At 45.2% G+C, this 19,555-nt stretch carries 17 protein-coding genes and 1 other annotated feature; all 17 genes read right to left on the bottom strand.

Translation table 11 applies throughout. The features are described 5' to 3' along the window. Positions 1-47 precede the first annotated feature (47 nt). Entirely contained in the window at positions 48-671 is a 624-nt protein-coding gene (gene pyrE, locus GRQ40_RS06375; protein WP_066147182.1) for an orotate phosphoribosyltransferase, read from the bottom strand. Further along, complete coding sequence (gene pyrF / locus GRQ40_RS06370; RefSeq protein ID WP_159719583.1) at positions 668-1,387, bottom strand: orotidine-5'-phosphate decarboxylase; 720 nt, start codon at positions 1,385-1,387, stop codon at positions 668-670. The genes pyrE and pyrF overlap by 4 nt, the downstream gene beginning before the upstream one ends. Next, the gene (locus tag GRQ40_RS06365) at positions 1,359-2,300 is read right to left on the bottom strand and encodes a dihydroorotate dehydrogenase (RefSeq protein WP_159719582.1); all 942 of its coding nucleotides are present in this window, start codon (positions 2,298-2,300) and stop codon (positions 1,359-1,361) included. Before GRQ40_RS06365 ends, pyrF begins: the two co-directional genes overlap by 29 nt. Continuing rightward, positions 2,297-3,067 carry a dihydroorotate dehydrogenase electron transfer subunit gene (locus GRQ40_RS06360; protein ID WP_066147175.1) on the bottom strand — a complete coding sequence of 257 codons (771 nt, stop codon included), beginning with the start codon at positions 3,065-3,067 and terminating at the stop codon, positions 2,297-2,299. The genes GRQ40_RS06365 and GRQ40_RS06360 overlap by 4 nt, the downstream gene beginning before the upstream one ends. Next, positions 3,064-6,261 (bottom strand): carbamoyl-phosphate synthase large subunit, encoded by a 3,198-nt coding sequence (carB, locus tag GRQ40_RS06355; protein ID WP_066147173.1) that lies wholly within the window; start codon positions 6,259-6,261, stop codon positions 3,064-3,066. The genes GRQ40_RS06360 and carB overlap by 4 nt, the downstream gene beginning before the upstream one ends. Beyond that, a complete protein-coding gene (locus GRQ40_RS06350) occupies positions 6,254-7,348 on the bottom strand; it encodes a carbamoyl phosphate synthase small subunit (protein WP_044746569.1) in 1,095 nt (364 codons plus the stop codon). Before GRQ40_RS06350 ends, carB begins: the two co-directional genes overlap by 8 nt. Beyond that, a complete protein-coding gene (locus GRQ40_RS06345) occupies positions 7,345-8,631 on the bottom strand; it encodes a dihydroorotase (protein WP_159719581.1) in 1,287 nt (428 codons plus the stop codon). Before GRQ40_RS06345 ends, GRQ40_RS06350 begins: the two co-directional genes overlap by 4 nt. Further along, complete coding sequence (locus tag GRQ40_RS06340; protein WP_044746571.1) at positions 8,597-9,529, bottom strand: aspartate carbamoyltransferase catalytic subunit; 933 nt, start codon at positions 9,527-9,529, stop codon at positions 8,597-8,599. The genes GRQ40_RS06345 and GRQ40_RS06340 overlap by 35 nt, the downstream gene beginning before the upstream one ends. A gap of 169 nt (positions 9,530-9,698) precedes the next feature. After that, the gene (locus GRQ40_RS06335; RefSeq protein WP_066147165.1) at positions 9,699-11,000 is read right to left on the bottom strand and encodes a solute carrier family 23 protein; all 1,302 of its coding nucleotides are present in this window, start codon (positions 10,998-11,000) and stop codon (positions 9,699-9,701) included. Between the two features lie 152 nt (positions 11,001-11,152). Beyond that, on the bottom strand, positions 11,153-11,695 hold the full coding sequence (gene pyrR, locus GRQ40_RS06330; protein WP_159719580.1) for a bifunctional pyr operon transcriptional regulator/uracil phosphoribosyltransferase PyrR: 543 nt from the start codon (positions 11,693-11,695) through the stop codon (positions 11,153-11,155). A 159-nt stretch (positions 11,696-11,854) separates the two neighbouring features. After that, positions 11,855-12,766, bottom strand: coding sequence for an RluA family pseudouridine synthase (locus GRQ40_RS06325; RefSeq protein ID WP_066147161.1), 912 nt, complete (start codon positions 12,764-12,766; stop codon positions 11,855-11,857). Further along, positions 12,766-13,230: a signal peptidase II gene (gene lspA, locus GRQ40_RS06320; RefSeq protein WP_066147158.1), complete on the bottom strand. Its 465-nt coding sequence runs from the start codon at positions 13,228-13,230 to the stop codon at positions 12,766-12,768. Before lspA ends, GRQ40_RS06325 begins: the two co-directional genes overlap by 1 nt. Before the next feature lie 449 nt (positions 13,231-13,679). Next, positions 13,680-16,454: an isoleucine--tRNA ligase gene (gene ileS / locus GRQ40_RS06315; protein WP_159719579.1), complete on the bottom strand. Its 2,775-nt coding sequence runs from the start codon at positions 16,452-16,454 to the stop codon at positions 13,680-13,682. 53 nt (positions 16,455-16,507) lie between these two features. Continuing rightward, positions 16,508-16,725, bottom strand: a binding site (T-box leader). A 472-nt stretch (positions 16,726-17,197) separates the two neighbouring features. Then, a complete protein-coding gene (locus tag GRQ40_RS06310; RefSeq protein ID WP_139788078.1) occupies positions 17,198-17,710 on the bottom strand; it encodes a DivIVA domain-containing protein in 513 nt (170 codons plus the stop codon). Between the two features lie 317 nt (positions 17,711-18,027). Beyond that, positions 18,028-18,801, bottom strand: coding sequence for a YlmH family RNA-binding protein (locus GRQ40_RS06305; RefSeq protein ID WP_159720797.1), 774 nt, complete (start codon positions 18,799-18,801; stop codon positions 18,028-18,030). Positions 18,802-18,848: 47 nt separating this feature from the next. After that, positions 18,849-19,118 carry a YggT family protein gene (locus GRQ40_RS06300; protein WP_044746577.1) on the bottom strand — a complete coding sequence of 90 codons (270 nt, stop codon included), beginning with the start codon at positions 19,116-19,118 and terminating at the stop codon, positions 18,849-18,851. Between the two features lie 3 nt (positions 19,119-19,121). Further along, positions 19,122-19,553, bottom strand: coding sequence for a cell division protein SepF (locus tag GRQ40_RS06295; RefSeq protein ID WP_044746578.1), 432 nt, complete (start codon positions 19,551-19,553; stop codon positions 19,122-19,124). Between the last annotated feature and the right edge of the window lie 2 nt (positions 19,554-19,555).

Raw genomic sequence — 19,555 nt, 5'->3', positions numbered from 1 at the left:
AAAAAAAGAGCGCGAATGATCGTATCGTTCGCACTCCACATATATGTTTATTTCCCCCATGCCTCCGGCTGTTTTCGCCAATCGCGCAGCGTCGCGAGGTCTTGTTCGCCCACAACGCCGAGCTCCACCGCCGTTTCAATGAGGCTGTCATAATCCGTCAACGTATGCACTTGTACATCGCTTTCGGCAAACGCTTGCTTTCCTTTTTCCAAGCCGTATGTAAAAATAGCAATAACGCCTAATACATCACATCCGGCTTCTTTTAAGGCACCAACAGCAGTTAACGAACTGCCGCCCGTAGAAATTAAATCTTCAACAACAACGACTTTTTGTCCCCTCTCTACTTTCCCCTCAATTTGTTTTCCTCTTCCATGTGCTTTTGCTTGGCTACGCACATAACACATCGGTAACCCAAGACGCTCGCTCGTCCATGACGCATGCGGAATGCCGGCAGTCGCTGTTCCCGCAATAATCTCCACATCTGGAAAATGCGCGCGAATGAGCTGGGCCAATCCATCTGCGATTATGCTTCTCACATGTGGATAAGCAAGTGTCAGGCGGTTGTCGCAATAAATCGGTGATTTCAACCCGGATGACCATATAAACGGTTCGTTTGGCTGTAACGAAACTGCGCCAATTTGCAGCAAATGTGTGGCAATTTCTTTGTTCATGATGATTCCTCCTGATTCCATTCTTGTTTAAGGCGCTCATACGCCGCATGCGGATCAGCAGCTCGGGTGATGCTGCGGCCAACAACAACGAAGCTTGAACCGAACTTTCGAGCTTCTTTTGGTGTGACAACACGCGCTTGATCGTTCGCTTCCTCATCAGCAAAGCGGATGCCAGGAGTCACTGTTAAAAATGAGGCTCCACAGTGTTCACGGATCAGCGGTACCTCCTTTGCGGAACAAACAACGCCGTCCAAGCCACTTTCTTGGGCAAGCAAAGCGTAGTGAAGCACTGTTTCCGCCATCGTCCGTGAAATCCAAAGCTCGCGTTGCATCATTTGTTCACTCGTACTCGTCAGTTGTGTGACCGCTATACAAGCTGGACGAGTCGCTCCGCTTGGCGTCCCCGCTTCCAATCCTTCTAATGCTGCTTTCATCATGCTGGTCCCACCAGCAGCATGAACATTCACTAAGTCTATCCCAAGGCGGGCGAGCCCCTTCATCGCTTGCTTCACCGTATTTGGGATATCGTGAAGCTTTAAATCTAAAAAAATGTGGTGCCCTTGCTTTTTTAAAGCGGTGATGATGTCAGGCCCTTCTTGATAATACAGTTCCATCCCAACTTTTACAAAAAGCGGCTCACGGACAAATGGACGCAAAAACGCTTCGACTTCTTCGCGCGATTGAAAATCAAGTGCCACAATAAACGGTTGGTCCACCTTTGTTCCAGCTCCTTCCGATACATTGAGAAATATGGTCAAATCCGAGCTCGTCAAGTAATGCCGGCAGCTCAGCCACAATAGTTGGACAAACAAACGGATCGACAAAATTTGCCGTTCCGATCGCAACAGCGCTGGCGCCGGCGTAGAAAAATTCCAGAGCATCTTCAGCCGTTGCAATTCCGCCCATGCCGATAATCGGAATGGATACCGCTTGGCTTACTTCATAAATCATGCGGATCGCGATCGGCTTAATCGCAGGACCAGAAAGTCCCCCTGTACGGTTAGCCAAAATCGGTTCAGCTGTTTTTATATCGATTCGCATGCCAAGGAGCGTATTAATCATGGTCAGACCATCTGCTCCCGCCGCTTCAATCGCCTTGGCCATTTCCACAATGTTCGTCACATTCGGCGACAGCTTTACATAGACAGGGACGGCGGATACTTGCTTAACGAGGCGAGTGAGCTCAGCGGCTACTTCTGGTACGGTTCCAAACGCAATGCCACCTTTTTTTACATTTGGACATGAGATATTGAGCTCAAGAGCATGAACATTCGGCGCTTGCGAAATCCGCTTGGCGACTTCCACATAATCCTCCATCGTCGAGCCGGCGATATTGGCAATAATCGGTACATCGTATTGCGCGAGCCATGAAAGTTCTTCCTCGATCACTTTTTCTAATCCTGGATTTTGCAGTCCAATCGCATTGAGCATGCCGCTTGGCGTTTCCGCAACCCTTGGGGTTGGATTGCCAAAACGCGGTTCACGTGTTGTTGCTTTGATCATAATGGCCCCTAATTGGCTTAAATCATAAAGCTTAGCGTATTCCCGCCCGAATCCAAAACATCCAGAAGCCGGCATAACCGGATTCTTTAAGGAAAGCCCCGGCAATTCCACCGCTAAACGGCTCATAGCACCACCTCCCCGACTTTAAATACAGGACCATCGCTACAAACTTTTTTGTAGGCTGTTTCATTGTTAGGAACGCGGCAAACGCAGGCAAAACAAGCGCCGATGCCGCAGCCCATCCGCTCTTCCAATGAAAGATACACCTCTTTATCCGGAAACTTCTGCTCAAGCGCTTTTAGCATCGGCTTTGGACCGCACGCATACAGCACGTCGAACGAAAGCCCGCGTCCGCCGATCACATCGGTCACAAATCCTTTCGTTCCGTATGAACCGTCAGCAGTAGCAATGTAGATTTCACCGAGCGAAGCAAACTCTCGCTCATAAAAAATAACATCTTGTGTTTGAAAGCCAAGTATACTCGTCACAGTTACCCCTTTTTTTACAAGCTGCTTAGCCAGTTCATAGAGAGGAGGAACACCAATACCGCCCCCAACAAGAAGCGCGCGCTGTCCCGCTTGAACGGCTTCAAGCGGAAAGCCGTTTCCAAGCGGACCGAGCACATCAATGACCTCTCCTTTTTTCTTTTCCGAAAGGAGCGCAGTACCCGCTCCTTCTTTTCGATAAATAATGGTACACTCACTTGCTTCTTTGTTAATGTCGCAAAGGCTAAGCGGACGGCGCAATAGCGGATCTGTACGCTCTCCTACTTTGACATGGACAAATTGCCCTGCTTCATTCATCTCTTGAACAAGTGTTCCACCTAGGATTAACTGATAAATGTTTCGGGCAATCGGTTCATGATAAACAATGGTCATTTTTTCCACTTTCATGCATGCACCTTCTTTTCCGACATCGCAGTCATCGCAAACGTCATCGACTCCATCACCTGCAGCATGGCTTTTGCCGTATCAAGCGACGTTAAGCATGGAATTCCGTTTTCCACCGCTTCACGGCGAATTCGAAATCCGTCACTTTCCGGCTGCTTCCCTTTCGTTAACGTATTAATGACCACTTGGGCTTTTCCTTGACGGATAATATCTAAAATATTGGGTGATTCCGAATGAATTTTGTTCACGATGGTTACCGGAATATGGGCGGCCCGCAACGCTTCAGCTGTACCATTTGTGGCAAGAAGCTGGTAGCCAATATGATGAAAGCGGCGAGCTACTTCAATCGCTTCAGCTTTATCTTTATCAGCCACTGTAAGCAACACCGCGCCATATGGACGAATATGAATGCCAGAGGCTAAAAGTCCTTTATATAACGCTTTTTCAAATGTTACATCCTTTCCGATGACTTCGCCTGTTGATTTCATTTCCGGGCCAAGCGAAATATCAACATTTCGCAGTTTAGCAAATGAGAAGACGGGTGCTTTAACATATACCCCTTCACTTGCTTGTTTCAATCCTGTTTGATACCCAAGCTCAACAAGCGTTTCTCCTAAAATGACTTTAGTGGCGATGTTGGCCATCGGCACATTTGTAATTTTGCTTAAAAACGGAACCGTTCGACTGGAACGTGGATTGACTTCTAGCACATATATTTCATTTTGGTACATGACAAACTGGATGTTGAGCAGTCCGACAATGCGCAATCCCTTCGCCAGTTTAATTGTATAATCCACGATTTTTTGTTGAATCTCATCTGTCAATGTTTGCGGTGGATAGACCGCAATCGAATCGCCGGAATGGACACCCGCTCGCTCGATATGCTCCATAATGCCTGGAATGAATACCGTTTCTCCATCGGAAATGGCATCGACTTCAATTTCTTTTCCGATTAAATACCGATCTATTAGCACGGGATGCTGCGGATTGACTTTGACTGCATGTTCCATATAGTATAAAAGCTCGGCCTCTTTATAGACGATCTCCATCGCTCGGCCACCGAGCACATATGATGGACGAACAAGGACCGGATAGCCGATTTCAGCTGCGATCCGCACCGATTCTTCAACCGAATAAGCGGTTTTTCCTTTCGGCTGCGGAATGCCTAAGTGCGACAGCGTTTGTTCAAATTTATCGCGATTTTCTGCGCGGTCCAAATCCTCCAATGAGGTGCCAAGAATACGGACACCGCGCGCTGCTAATTCGGCAGCTAAATTGATGGCGGTTTGCCCGCCGAATTGCACAATGACACCAATCGGCTGTTCCAGATCAATGACATGCATCACATCTTCGATCGTTAGTGGTTCAAAATAGAGCTTGTCTGAAACACTAAAATCTGTCGATACGGTCTCCGGATTATTGTTAATAATAATCGCCTCATACCCTGCTTCTTTAATAGCCCAGACAGAATGAACGGTCGCATAATCGAATTCGATGCCTTGTCCAATGCGGATCGGGCCCGATCCCAACACAACGACGCTTTCCTTCTGCGTCACCACCGATTCATTTTCTTCTTCATAGGTTCCATAATAATACGGAGTTTCTGACATAAATTCAGCGGCACACGTATCAACCATTTTGTAAATAGGGACAATCCCCGCTTGTTTTCTTAATTGGTATACATCTCGTTCATTCATGTTCCAAAATTCTGAGATGGCTGCATCAGCAAACCCCATTTGCTTTGCCTTTCGCAGCACATCCAAATCTCCAACATGCTCGCGTACCATCGTTTCATAATGAACAATGCGGGCAATCTTGTGTAAAAAAAAGCGGTCAATTCGGCTCCATTCATGAATTTGCTCGATATCTATACCGCGGCGAATAGCCTCCGCTATATAGAAAAGGCGCTCGTCCCCCGCTTTGCGGATGCGTTTTTCAATCAATTCATCGTCAGCATGGCGAGCCTCTTTAATTTCTAAATGATGGACGTTTGTCTCAAGTGAGCGCACAGCTTTCAGCAGCGATTCTTCAAATGTTCGGCCGATTGCCATGACCTCTCCCGTCGCTTTCATTTGCGTGCCAAGGTGACGGTTCGCGGATTCAAACTTATCAAATGGAAAACGCGGAATTTTCGTCACCACATAATCGAGAGCCGGTTCAAAGCAGGCGTATGTTTGACCTGTTACTGGATTCATGATCTCATCTAACGTTAAACCGACAGCAATTTTGGCTGCTAGCTTTGCAATCGGATAACCGGTTGCCTTAGACGCCAGCGCAGATGAGCGACTTACGCGCGGATTTACTTCGATGACATAGTAATGGAAACTGTGAGGATCAAGTGCCAATTGAACATTGCAGCCTCCTTCAATGCCCAGAGCGCGAATAATGCGCAAGGAAGCGTTGCGCAACAATTGATACTCTCGGTCGCTTAACGTTTGGCTTGGAGCAACGACAAGTGAGTCCCCTGTATGAATGCCTACTGGATCGATATTTTCCATATTGCATACGACAATCGCGTGATCTTGAGCATCACGCATCACTTCATATTCAATTTCTTTATAGCCGGCAATGCTTTTTTCTAACAAGCATTGATGAACCGGACTCATTTTTAAACCGCTGGAAACAATGTCAATCAGCTCTGCTTCGTTTGTACAAATGCCTCCTCCTGTCCCGCCAAGCGTAAAAGCGGGGCGGACGATAACCGGATAGCCGATTTTTTCAACAAATGCATAAGCTTCGTCTAAACTATGGATAATGTCGCTTTCTGGAACTGGCTCTCCTAACTCCTTCATTAACGCTCGGAACAATTCCCGGTCTTCAGCTTTCTGAATGGCCTCCAGCTTTGTTCCAAGAATTTCGACCCCACATTCTTCTAAAACGCCTGCTTCCGCAAGCTCTACAGCTAAATTCAAGCCTGTCTGTCCCCCAAGCGTCGGCAAGATCGCATCTGGACGCTCTTTGCGGATGATGCGGGAAACAAACTCCAGCGTCAATGGTTCCATATACACTTTGTCAGCAATCTCTGTATCCGTCATAATCGTGGCAGGGTTGGAGTTGACTAAAATGACTTTATATCCTTCTTCTTTTAGGGCTAAACACGCCTGTGTTCCAGCATAGTCAAACTCCGCTGCCTGTCCGATGACAATTGGGCCAGAGCCGATCACTAAAATCGTTTCGATATCTTGACGTTTAGGCATGAACGATCTCCCTCTCTTTTTTAAACTGTTCAATCATGGCAATAAACTCATCAAACAAATGATTGGCATCCTCTGGGCCTGGAGAGGCTTCTGGATGATATTGCACAGTAAATGCCGGATAATCCAAATGGCGCAGCCCCTCAATCGTTCCGTCATTTAATGCCACGTGCGTCACCTCTAAACGTGTTTGCTTTAATGATGATGCCATGACCGTATAGCCATGATTTTGCGAGGTAATAGCCACCTTTCCTGTTGCAAGATGCTTCACAGGATGGTTCGAGCCGCGGTGACCGAATTTCATTTTTTCAGTATCGGCCCCGCAGGCAAGCGCGAACAGCTGATGGCCAAGACAAATACCAAAAAGTGGAACGCGACCGAGAATGCCACGAATCATCTCAATAGCTTCTGGAACGTTTTTTGGATCGCCAGGACCATTTGAAAGCATCACTCCGTCGGGATGAAGGTTTAGCACATCCTGAGAGGTTGCATGATAAGGAAGAACAATGACATCACAGTTCCGCTTATTTAATTCCCGTAAAATTCCATGTTTCATTCCAAAGTCAAGCAAAACAACACGATGTCCCCGTCCAGGGCTCGGATATGCGCTTTTCGTAGAAACCCGCTTCACTTGATCGGTCGGCAGCTTTGTTTTCTTCAAATCGCTTACGATCTCGGCAACACTGACATCTAAATCACAAATCATTCCTTTTAATGTTCCGTGCTGGCGAATCATGCGAGTGAGCTTTCTTGTATCGATTCCAGCAAGACCAGGAATATTTTTTTCTTTCAAATATTCATCAATCGTGATCTCACTTCGCCAATTAGAAGGAGTGCGGCATACTTCCTTGACAATCAGCCCATGAATATGCGGTTCAATCGCTTCAAAATCATCACGATTAATGCCATAATTACCGATCAAAGGGTAGGTCATCGTGACAAACTGACCACAATAGGAAGGGTCTGATAAAATCTCTTGATAGCCTGTCATTCCTGTATTAAACACGACCTCCCCCATTTTTTGTGCTGTACTTCCAAACGCTTCTCCAATAAAAAATGTACCGTCTTCTAAAATAAGCTGTCGTTTCATTCCTCTCTCCCTTTCTGCCATACAAGTTTTCCGTTCACAAACGTCATCGTTGGCCAACCTTTACATATCCAACCAGCAAATGGGGTATTTTTACCTTTTGACACAAACGTATCTGGATCAATTGGATGCTCTGTTTGCAAATCAATAACCGTCAAATCCGCTTTTGCGCCGACCGCTAATTTTCCTTGCCGGAGTCCAAACGCTTCTGCTGGCTTTTTGGTCAGCCAATCAATCAATTGCTTTAACGTACAAATGTGGGGTTCAACTAAATTTGTATAGAGCAGTGGAAAAGCTGTCTCAAGTCCAACAATTCCAAATGGAGCCAGCTCCATGTCTTCTCGCTTTTCTTCCTCCGTATGCGGGGCATGGTCAGTTGCGATAAAATCGATCGTCCCATCAAGCAGTCCCTCGATCAATGCAGCGCGATCTTCTTTGCTTCTTAACGGAGGATTCATTTTAAAATTGGCATCCAGCTCCGGAATATCTTCATCGCAAAGCAGGAGATGATGCGGCGTCACTTCGGCCGTCACGCGAATACCAGCACGTTTGGCTTCACGCACCACACGTACAGATTCCTTTGTGCTGATGTGGCAAACATGATAATGGCATCCAGCCGCTTCAGCCAATAAAACATCGCGAGCAATATGAACGGATTCGGCAATCGATGGGATGCCCAAGAGTTCGTATTTTCGTGCGAACTCCCCATCATGAACACAGCCCTTATATGTAAGTGTTTCCTCTTCGCAATGGGCAACAATAGCCATATCTAAGGCAGCTGCTTCCTTCATGGCTTCATACATCATGCGCGCATTCTGCACACCTACTCCATCATCCGTAAAAGCGAAAGCCCCAGATGCCTTTAACGCTGCAAAATCAGTCCGTTCCTTCCCAAGCTGGCGAATCGTGATCGAAGCATATGGAAGGACGTTCACATAGGCTGTTTGGCGAATGCGTTCTTGAAGCCATTCCATTTGTTCCTTTGTATCAGGAACCGGACGAGTATTCGGCATGGCCGCAATCGTTGTAAATCCTCCTTTCGCCGCTGCTAATGAACCTGATGCGATCGTTTCCTTATGCTCACCGCCCGGCTCACGCAAATGGACATGCAAATCGATCAAACCTGGAGCGAGCAGCTGGCCGCCGACATCTACCTGTTCATCCTCTTCTCCTGCATCAATGCGAGATGCGATCTCTGTAATGACATCCCCAACCATTTTCACCTCTGTCGCCACAAGCTCTCCTTCTTCATTAAGCGAACGAGCATTTTTTAAAATAACCGCCATGCTTGATTCCTCCTTCACAAGTTTCCACAGCTCTTTTTAATACCGCCATGCGCACATAAACGCCGTTTTCCATTTGCTTAAAAATACGCGACCGTTCGCACTCGACAAGCTCGCTAGCAATTTCAACGCCGCGATTGACAGGGGCCGGATGCAAAATGATGCTGCGCGTTTTCATTTTTTGCGACCGTTCCACCGTTAATCCGTATTGTTGATGGTACTGTTCTTTCGTCAGTCCCATCTTCTCTCCATGACGTTCGTGCTGAATCCGAAGCAGCATGATGACATCCGCCTCTTTTACAGCCACATCCAAATCAACATAAGTGCCATAACCATTTCGTTCATCCTTCCATTCCTCCGGACTTGAAAAAAGGACAGTCGCACCCAGCCTTGTCAATATTTCAGCATTCGAGCGAGCGACTCGGCTATGGCGAATATCCCCGACAATCGCAACGGTGATCCCTTGAAACGTTCCAAATTCTTGCTGGATGGTCATCAAATCTAACAATGATTGGGTCGGGTGATGGCCACATCCATCTCCTGCATTGATGATTGGAATGTGAATCGAATGGCGGAGTGTTTCAAAATAGCGGTCCTCTGGATGGCGAATGACGACCGTCTGCACGCCAATCGACTCCAGCGTACGGATCGTGTCATATAATGTCTCTCCTTTTTGAACGCTTGACATTTCTGCATCGAATGGTACGACATGGAGTCCTAGTCTTCTTTCTGCTACTTCAAAGCTACATTTTGTTCTTGTGCTCGGTTCAAAAAACAAGTTCGCCACAAAAAACGGTTTTGAACTGGCAAAACTGGCTCCCTGTCGAAACCTTTCTGCTTCATGAAGCAGATTTTGTATATCATCAAGCGACAATTCCGATAAGGTAAGCAAATGGCTCATTTTATTCCCTCCTGTTTTATAAAAAAGCACCCTGCCTTACTCGACAGGGTGCTACAGTTTTGGGCGCAAAAAGGTGTGCAGAAAGAAAGCCATATGATGACTTTCATTTCTTTTTTGCGCGAACAGCAACACCCTTTTAAGTCTCACAGGACTTAATTAAAAGGCGGCACTACGCGACATGATCTTTATTTTCTTCAAGTTCAAACATATTTTCATTTATTTCTGGGCGTCCAGGCAAAAGCAAGTTCAAAATAACACCGCTGATAGCCGCTAATGCCATTCCTTGAATCTGGAAATTCTCAGACACTTTTAAGATGGCTCCACCAATGCCAATCACCAAGATGACAGAGGAAATCACTAAGTTTCGTTTATCTCCAAAGTCAATTTTGCTATCGACAAGCATGCGCAACCCGGACGATGCGATAATTCCAAACAGCAGGATCGAAACTCCGCCCATAACCGGGGTTGGGATCGTACTGATTAAAGCGGTCACCTTTCCGATAAATCCAAAGATAATAGCGAACGCCGCTGCGCCAGCCAGCACATACACGCTATACACTCGTGTGATGGCAAGCACACCAATATTTTCTCCATATGTCGTTTTTGGCGGTCCGCCAATTAAGGCAGAAATCATCGTCGCTGTTCCATCGCCCAAAATCGAGCGATGCAATCCAGGCTTTTTAATGTAATCTTGTCCAACAACTTTACTTAATACAAGTTGATGGCCAATATGTTCAGACAATGTGACAAGCGCTACCGGAACCATCAGCAAAATAATCTTTCCCGTTACATGCACAGGATAATCAACAAAAGGAATCAAGAAATCTGGCATTTCAAGCCATTTAGCTTTAGCAATCGGAGACAAATCCACCACTCCTACTGCTAGAGAATACACATATCCAACCACAATCCCGATAAGAATTGGCACTAAACTAAGCAAACCGCGCAAATAGACGGAACAGATAATGGTTGCCGCAAGCGTCACAAGCGCTACAGAAAAATAAGTGAGATTATATTTTCCATCTGGACCGTTCATTGCCATGCCAACGGCTGTATTCGCAAGGCCGAGGCCGATGACAATAATCACAGGACCGACAACAATTGGAGGCAATAATTTCATAATCCAACGATAGCCGGCTCTTTTAATGACTAAAGCGACAATTCCATAGACAGCACCGGCTAAGAAGCTGCCAACCATGGCTGCTCCAGGACCTCCTGCCGCTTTTGCTGCAATAATCGGTGAGATAAAGGCAAAGGAGGAACCGAGATAGGCCGGAACTTGCCATTTTGTAATCATTAAAAACGCGAGTGTTCCGAGACCGCTGGAAATGAGAGCCATTGAAGGGCTTAAACCGACAAGATAAGGCACTAAAATGGTCGCGCCAAACATGGCAAACAGATGTTGAAGACTAAGCGTCAACCATTGAACTGGCGAAGGTCTATCTTTAATTCCCAATACAGGCTTATTCATTGTTTTTTCAATCTCCTTCCGACTATGATTGAGTCATAAAAAAACCCCTCTTTGCCCAGATGATGCAAAGAGGGTGCAATCGTTGCCTAAAAAATCGGCAGACCAATTTGACCCCCTTTGTCAGTCTCTCAGGACTGCCTTTAAAAGGGCGGTTACACGTTCTCATGAATGGTGACTTGATCCACTTGATCCACTTCTTTTAATTCTACTACAATAATTTCTGAACTCGAGGTCGGTACATTTTTGCCAACAAAATCCGCGCGGATCGGCAGTTCACGGTGACCGCGGTCAATCAGCACAGCCAGCTGGATTTGCGCCGGACGCCCGAAATCAATGATGGCATCCATGGCCGCACGCACCGTCCGCCCCGTAAATAAGACGTCATCTACAAGTACAACCTTTTGGTTTGCCACATCAAACGAAATATTAGATCCTTTTACAAGCGGTTCCTTATCGCCTGTTTTTACCGTTAAATCATCGCGATATAGCGTAATATCAAGCTCTCCGACAGGCATCGCCGCGCCTTCGATCTGTTCAATTCGCTCCGCCAGCCGCTTGGCTAAGTAAATGCCGCGCGTTTTAATGCCGACAAGCACACAGTTTTCAATTCCTTTATTTCGCTCAATAATCTCGTGAGCAATGCGCGTCAGGGCCCGGCGAATCGCCTGTTCATCCATCACTACTGCCTTTTGCATTTTTTTCACCTCCGCAAAAAACCCTCCCACCGATCGGTGAGAGGGCAGAAAACAACCACATTTGCTGTATTTAGATCCGGCTCCTTCTCAGCCTCACGGGACTGATTTTAAAGGACTACTATTCACTTAGCTTTATTGTAAAAGCGGATAAAGCTTTTGTCAACGATTATTTCTAAGCATGTCCAAAACCTCGACAAATTCATGCGGAAGCGGTGCTTCGAATTCTAAATACTCTCCTGTCCGTGGATGAGTAAATCCAAGTACACCTGCATGCAGTGCCTGTCCATTGATCGGTAGCGTTTTTTTAGGTCCATATTTTGGATCTCCGGCAAGCGGATAACCAATATATTTCATATGAACGCGAATCTGATGCGTTCTTCCCGTTTCTAGTTGACATTCAATAAACGTAAAATTAGAAAATCTCTCTAGAACACGAAAATGCGTCACAGCTTCCTTTCCATTCTCCACAACAGCCATGCTTTGACGATCATGTTGATCGCGGCCAATCGGAGCATCGACCGTACCGTAATCATGAGGAATGACTCCGTGAACGATAGCTTTATATTTACGCGTGACGGTTTTATGAACAAGCTGATTGACCAGCGCTTCATGCGCCATATCATTTTTTGCTACCATAAGCAAACCAGATGTGTCTTTATCAATCCGATGAACAATTCCAGGACGAAGTATGCCGTTAATGCCTGATAAATCCTTGCAATGGGCAAGCAAACCGTTAACCAGCGTCCCCCTCATATGACCTGGTGCTGGATGGACAACCATTCCTCTCGGTTTGTTTACAACCAAAACATCGGCATCCTCATAATAAATGTCTAATGACATCTCTTCCGGCTCTACATCCAGTGGTTCTGGCTCTGGAAGTTCCACCGCTACTTCATCCCCGACAGAACATTTATAATTCGCTTTTATTTCCGTTCCGTTGACGGTCACAAGTCCATCTTTGATCCATTGCTGAACCTGTGAGCGAGACCATTCGCCATTTAAAGCAGCAATGACTTTATCAATTCGTTCGCGGTCATACGCTTCCTCAATCTGAAACTGTATTACATCCATTACTGATTCTCCTTTTTCTTCGCTCCGCCAATAAAGGTTTGTAAAAAGACAAGGGCTACCCCGATGCATAAGGCGGAATCCGCAATGTTAAAAATCGGGAAATTATAAGTAAAAATATATGTATGAATAAAATCCACAACCTCCTTGCGAACTAATCGGTCAATAAAATTGCCGATCGCTCCGCCGAGCATAAAGCCAAGAGCGACACCAAACAGACGCTCTTCGCGCGGCAGACGCCGAATATAGAACACTAACCCGATCACAACAATGATCGTAATTAAATAAAATAGCCAAAATTGACCTTGTAAAATTCCCCACGCCGCGCCACGATTTCGATGGGACGTAATATAAAGCACATTCGGAATCACTGAAATGCTTTCTCCTATTTGCATGCGTGTAGCCACGAGCCACTTTGTAAACTGGTCAATGATAATGACAATCAGGGCGATCAAATAATAAAACACGCAACTCCCTCCACAACTTGACATATGTACTTTATGAATTGTAGCATAACCGACGAATAATAGACAATGCATGTTTAGACGCTTTTGCATATGTCCAAAACCTGCCGGGCCTCGCACACATTGCTCTTCTCTTATATACAATTGAGCGAACCTTTCGCTCTTTCCATTTTCGCAATGTAATCCCGGGTAACCATATCAATAAATATATCAAAACCCCCGATCCAATGAACCAATATGACAGGCGGACAACCGTCATAAAATCGAATCGGCTTTTGAATAGGGGACATGTTTCATCTTTTCGTTTAATCTCGATCATTCGCAAATGGAGTCAATGCCGGAATTATGAATCCCTTATATATACGTCGTTCAACAGCGAAAGGCTTCGCGAACGGCGCATCAGCTAAAAAAGGCTGCCTGTGACGGCAGCCTTTTTGCTGTAACGTGACCTCTTATGCTTGGCTATATTCTTTAACAATTTGCGCGCAGCGTGGGCATAAAGTCGGATGCTCTTTATCTTGGCCGACTTCTGGTGTGACAACCCAGCAGCGCTCGCAAGTGTCTCCTTTTGCCTGTTGGACGACAATCGCCATGCTCGCAAATTTTTGTGCTTCTGCTGGCGCTTCGGCATAATCTCCTGCCACCGTAAATCCAGAAACGATAAATAACTGCTTCAAGCTTTCCGCGATGGAATCAAGCAGCTGCTTTGTTTCCGGAGTTGGATAAACCATTAAGCTAGCTGTCAATGACTTACCAATCACTTTTTCATTTCGTGCGATCTCTAATGCTTTTAGAACATCATCGCGCACACTCATAAACGCATCCCATTTTTTTAGCAGCTGATCGGCTCCTTCCAGCTCTTGCACTTCCGGCATATCAACAAGCTGGACGCTCTCTTCCTTTTCTTTTCGATTCGGAATATGTCCCCATACCTCATCGGCTGTATGCGGTAAAATTGGAGCCATAAGCTTCGTTAAGGCGACGAGCGTCTCATACAGAACCGTTTGAATAGAGCGGCGTTCTTGATGATCAGCTGTTTCAATATAAAGAACATCTTTTGAAAAATCGAGATAGAACGCACTCAAATCTACTGTACAGAAATTATTGATATCGTGATAAATGGTAGCAAATTCATATCTTTCATATGAATGCTTTACCTTTTGGATTAATTGATTTAATTTCGCCAGCATATAGCGGTCCACTTCGCGCAGCTTTGCCAATGGGACCGCATGAATTTGCGGATCAAAATCAAATAAGTTGCCAAGCAAGAAACGGAATGTATTGCGAATTTTTCGATATACTTCCGCTACTTGTTTTAAAATGTTATCAGAAATACGCACATCTGCCTGATAATCAACCGAAGCAACCCAAAGCCGCAGGATATCGGCTCCTAATTGTTCCATGACCTTCGCTGGAACGACGACATTTCCAAGTGACTTACTCATCTTGCGTCCTTCCCCGTCAAGCACAAAGCCATGGCTTAATACGGCTTTATATGGTGCTTTTCCCGTCACAGCAACAGCTGTGGAAAGCGAAGAGTTAAACCAGCCGCGATATTGGTCAGATCCTTCCAGATAAAGGTCCGCTGGGCGCTGCAGATCATCACGTTCCTCTAAAACAGCTTGATGTGATGAGCCTGAATCAAACCACACATCCATAATGTCTGTCTCTTTTGTAAAAATGCCATTCGGGCTTGATGGATGAGTAAAGCCTTCTGGAAGCAAATCTTTTGCTTCTCTCTCAAACCAGATGTTTGAACCATATTGTCTAAATAGGTTGGATACGTGTTCAATCGTTTCATCCGTGATGATTGGCTCACCGTCCTCTGCATAAAAGACCGGGATCGGTACTCCCCATGCGCGTTGTCGCGAGATACACCAGTCGCCTCGGTCACGAACCATGTTATATAAACGCGTTTCTCCCCAAGCAGGGATCCATTTAGTCTCTTGAACAGCTTTTAGTAATTCATCGCGAATTTTATCAATGGAAGCAAACCATTGTGCTGTTGCCCTGAAAATGGTCGGTTGCTTTGTTCTCCAATCGTGTGGGTATGAGTGCGTAATAAACTGCAGTTTTAATAATGCACCCGCTTCTTTTAACTTTTCTGTCACAGCTTTGTTGGCATCATCGTAGAACAATCCTGCAAATCCCGGGGCTTCCTCTGTCATATAGCCTCGTTCATCAACCGGACAAAGCACGCCGAGATGATATTTTTGTCCGATGAGGAAATCATCCTCCCCATGTCCCGGCGCTGTATGGACGCATCCTGTTCCTGCATCGGTTGTAACATGTTCACCGCAAACGACGAGTGAATTACGTTCATAAAACGGATGCTTCGCTACGACGTACTCAAGCTCGTTTCCTTTCAGTGTTTTGATCACCTCCGCTTCCTCCCAGCCAATTTCTTTTTTGACCGAAGGGAGGAGAGCAGAAGCAACTACATATTTTTCATCATTTACTCGAACAACGCTATATTCTAAGTTCGGATGGACGGCAATTCCTAAGTTAGCAGGAATCGTCCAAGGGGTCGTTGTCCAAATGATAATTTTCTCGTCACCTTCAAGAACGCCTTTTCCATCTTTAACAGGGAAAGCCACATAAATAGATGGAGAGCGTTTATCTTTATATTCAATCTCTGCTTCAGCTAATGCTGATTCGCTGGATGGAGACCAGTATACAGGCTTTAGGCCTTTATAAATGAGCCCTTTTTTCGCCATCTCGCCAAATACTTTGATTTGCTGAGCTTCATATTCCGGCTTTAATGTGACATATGGATTGTTCCAATCACCGCGAACCCCGAGACGCTTAAATTGCTGACGCTGACTGTCAATTTGTTCATAAGCATACTCTTCACAAAGTTTACGGAAGTCCGCAACACTCATTGTCTTGCGGTTGACACCTTTATTTTTTGTCAAGGCTGTTTCAATTGGCAACCCATGTGTATCCCAACCAGGAACATATGGAGCACAGTAACCGCTCATTGATTTATAGCGAACGATAAAATCTTTGAGAATTTTATTGAGCGCATGCCCCATATGGATATCACCATTTGCATATGGAGGGCCATCATGCAGCACAAATAGCGGACGTCCTTTCGTGCGCTCCTGAACTTTTCGATAGATATCCATCTCTTCCCATTTTGTTTGCATTTGCGGTTCGCGCCGCGGGAGATTTCCACGCATTGGAAAATTTGTTTGCGGCATCAATAATGTATCTTTATAGTCCATCTCCACATTCCTCCATCTTCATCATCATCAAATATAAAAAGCCGCTCTCTCCCAAAAGGGACGAGAACGGCCTCGCGGTACCACCCTTATTGGCTATGTATGATAGCCCTCTTTACATTCGTAACGGGAATGACGCGCCATCGCTTACTCACCAATTCAGCGTGGGAACTCCAGGGTGATCTTCACTCTTTCGCTTATGCCGGGCTTCCACCGTCCCCAGCTCGCTACAATAAGCATATGAAAGAGCTACTGTCCCTTTCATCGTTGATCACAATATTGTATCTTATACTTGAATGGTCATCCATTCATACGCCTTCATTCAGCTGCACAGCTGGTAAACTACTCACCACTTAGCTAACGCTTGAAGTGGGAGCTTCTCAGTTCTACGACAAAAGAACCTTTCGTCTTCCTGAGCGTTACTTCGGGTCGTTCCAACCCTAGTCGGGGTTCTTTCGTGCCTTGGATATTTTACGCATGGAAGGCTTTGCTTGGTTTTCGTATGCGATTTTCTCCATGCCCCCTCATATCCCGTTCACAAAGAACATGATATACATTTATTCTATCATGCGTTTTGGCTGACGCCCACCAAAATTCATCTCCCGCCTACTCAAGGGGCTATGTCCTTCACGTTCCTTGAGGAGGGAGACTTCTTTCGGAAATCCGTTAAAAAGCACATTTGATCCTCTTTATAGATACACATGGTCAATAGTTATTTTGATTATATGCGAAAAGGACAAAATCCGTCAAGATTGGCTCAATTTTTCATGTTCTTCCACTTCAATTTCCTTGACCTCATACTCCATTAAATGGTCCCAATCTCCGTTGTTCAACATTTCAAGCTGGGCTTCCACGAGCATGCGAAAGCGCGTACGGAACACTTTGGATTGACGTTTAAGCTCTTCGATCTCCTGTGCAATCTTCCGCGATTTTGCAAGCGCTTCGCTAATGATGCGATCAGCGTTTTTTTCGGCTTCTTTGATGATAAGCTTAGCCTCTTTTTGCGCATTTCGCTTCACTTCTTCCGCCGTTTCCTGGGCAATCAAAATAGATTTATTAAGCGTTTCTTCAATATTTGTAAAGTAATTAAGCTTTTCCGTTAATTCAGATACCTTTTCCTCGAGCTGTTTTTTTTCGCGAATAATCATTTCATAGTCTTTAATGACTTGATCTAAAAACTCGTTTACTTCGTTTTCATCATACCCGCGGAATCCTTTGCTGAATTCTTTATTATGAATATCTAATGGCGTTAAAGGCACGAATGCCACCTCCGTCTGCATAATTCCTTATATTTACTCGCAGTGCTAGATCAAATCGATTCACTTATGATGTGATGTATACTAGATGAACGAACGGTACCTATTAAATCTCACGACCAGAAGGCAAGGTGGTTCCTTGCCTCGGTTGCGCTTGGCGTGATCGCGCCGACCGTCGAAAGCGGATCATCGCCTGCTCACACAGGAACAAATGTTGAGCGATCGAGTGATATCGATCATCGTTGCATGTAATGTCCAACTAGCACCACAGGTTATATTTCATTTTCGACACATTTCGGCGATTTCCTGCAATTGCTTCATTATTTTTGCATTCCCACTTGAATGCGCCATCGTTCTTTTTTTGTTTTTCCATCGATTGCAATCATTTTAAGACGTCCGAATCCACGGGCAGACAAAACATCGCCTTCCCTGCATTCCCAATGCGCTTGATCCACTGTTTTCCAATTCACCTTTACAAGACCGTTTTCAATGAGCGATTGAATTTTTTGTCTGGATACACCAAAGGCCTGCGCTAATACAGCATCGAGCCGCAGCGATGAAGCCGTTATAGATGCTTCCTTCCACTGTTCTTTTAAAGCAATGATTTGGGTGAATGGTTTTTCCTTAAGAGAAATTTTCGTGCCCCCGATCATATGCAAATGAAGGAGAACATAGTCAGCGATTTCCGATGCGGCAATAAATTGAAGATCGCCGTTTTTCATTAAAATATCGCCGAATTTCCCTCGCTTTAATCCAAGAGACATCAGGGATCCAAGCACTTGCCGATGCTCCAGCGATACAAACTTGCTCGGATAGCCTATAGAAAATAGAGTAAGCGCAAAATCCTCCTCCCCCGGCTGAAAGTATGGGGGATATAAAAGGCCTCTTTTTCTTTCAGTAAATGGCGCTCCTCCAAAAAAAGACAGCTTCACATCTTCATCGCTTCCAATCACCATCCGAACGATTTCTTGTTCGCGCGGATCAAGAAAATCGGTTAGCTTTGGACAATAGTGATTTTTGACAAACTCTTTCCATTCCAGCACTTGATCGATAAAATGATGCTCTTCTTTGCGGAAATGCTGATATAAATTCATCATCCTGACACCTTCTCATAAAGAAGGGAACCCTTATGATGGATTCCCTACACTAAATGTAGCATATTAAACAGAGCATGCAAGCCTCTCGTTGCAAAATTTAACACTAAAAACGCAGCAATAGGCGAGATATCAATCATTCCAATAGGTGGAATAATGCGGCGAAACGGTTCTAAATATGGCTCGCAAATCGTCGCTAAAAGCCGGCCGATCTTTGTATCGCGAGCATTTGGAAACCACGACATTAAAATGTACACAATTAATGCGTACGAATAGATATCGATGAGCGTTGTTAAAAACCAAAGCAAGCTATACATAAACTACCACCTTTTCATCGATGTTTCATCTTCAGAAACAGCAGAGATTGAGCCGGTTACATCTACATTGTCAGGGGTGCATAAAAAAATTCTCGTTCCCACCTGCTGAATGTCTCCGCCGATCGCATAAACGGTACCACTTAAAAAATCAACAATTCGCTTCGCTTGGTCATGCTGAATTCGCTGCAAATTAACCACAACAGCGCGACGGTTTTTTAAATGATCAGCAATTTCCTGCGCCTCAGCATAAGCTCTTGGTTCAATCAACACAACCTTGGATGATTTTTGCACGCTTTGTAGGCTGACGATATTTTGCTTCGCCGTTCCTTTCCCGGCAGGTTGAGGATTTAGCTCCTCCTCTTCCTCATATTCTTCTTCATATTCCTCATAATCTTCTTCTAAAAAATAGTCTTTAAATTTCTTTAGTAAACCCATCT

The organism is Anoxybacillus sp. PDR2 (genome assembly GCF_009834045.1).
In the GTDB taxonomy this organism is placed as follows: Bacteria; Bacillota; Bacilli; order Bacillales; family Anoxybacillaceae; genus Anoxybacteroides; species Anoxybacteroides rupiense.
Note: the sequence above shows the minus strand (reverse complement) of the source record. Positions and strands in the feature narration are given on the sequence as shown.

Excerpts from the sequence above, each read along its gene's own strand:
- pyrE (WP_066147182.1), bottom strand. The coding sequence starts at position 671 with ATGAACAAAGAAATTGCCACACATTTGCTGCAAATTGGCGCAGTTTCG.
- GRQ40_RS06365 (WP_159719582.1), bottom strand. The coding sequence starts at position 2,300 with ATGAGCCGTTTAGCGGTGGAATTGCCGGGGCTTTCCTTAAAGAATCCG.
- GRQ40_RS06360 (WP_066147175.1), bottom strand. The coding sequence starts at position 3,067 with ATGAAAGTGGAAAAAATGACCATTGTTTATCATGAACCGATTGCCCGA.
- carB (WP_066147173.1), bottom strand. The coding sequence starts at position 6,261 with ATGCCTAAACGTCAAGATATCGAAACGATTTTAGTGATCGGCTCTGGC.
- GRQ40_RS06350 (WP_044746569.1), bottom strand. The coding sequence starts at position 7,348 with ATGAAACGACAGCTTATTTTAGAAGACGGTACATTTTTTATTGGAGAA.
- GRQ40_RS06345 (WP_159719581.1), bottom strand. The coding sequence starts at position 8,631 with ATGGCGGTTATTTTAAAAAATGCTCGTTCGCTTAATGAAGAAGGAGAG.
- GRQ40_RS06340 (WP_044746571.1), bottom strand. The coding sequence starts at position 9,529 with ATGAGCCATTTGCTTACCTTATCGGAATTGTCGCTTGATGATATACAA.
- GRQ40_RS06335 (WP_066147165.1), bottom strand. The coding sequence starts at position 11,000 with ATGAATAAGCCTGTATTGGGAATTAAAGATAGACCTTCGCCAGTTCAA.
- pyrR (WP_159719580.1), bottom strand. The coding sequence starts at position 11,695 with ATGCAAAAGGCAGTAGTGATGGATGAACAGGCGATTCGCCGGGCCCTG.
- GRQ40_RS06325 (WP_066147161.1), bottom strand. The coding sequence starts at position 12,766 with ATGGATGTAATACAGTTTCAGATTGAGGAAGCGTATGACCGCGAACGA.
- ileS (WP_159719579.1), bottom strand. The coding sequence starts at position 16,454 with ATGGACTATAAAGATACATTATTGATGCCGCAAACAAATTTTCCAATG.
- GRQ40_RS06305 (WP_159720797.1), bottom strand. The coding sequence starts at position 18,801 with ATGAATTTATATCAGCATTTCCGCAAAGAAGAGCATCATTTTATCGAT.
- GRQ40_RS06300 (WP_044746577.1), bottom strand. The coding sequence starts at position 19,118 with ATGTATAGCTTGCTTTGGTTTTTAACAACGCTCATCGATATCTATTCG.
- GRQ40_RS06295 (WP_044746578.1), bottom strand. The coding sequence starts at position 19,553 with ATGGGTTTACTAAAGAAATTTAAAGACTATTTTTTAGAAGAAGATTAT.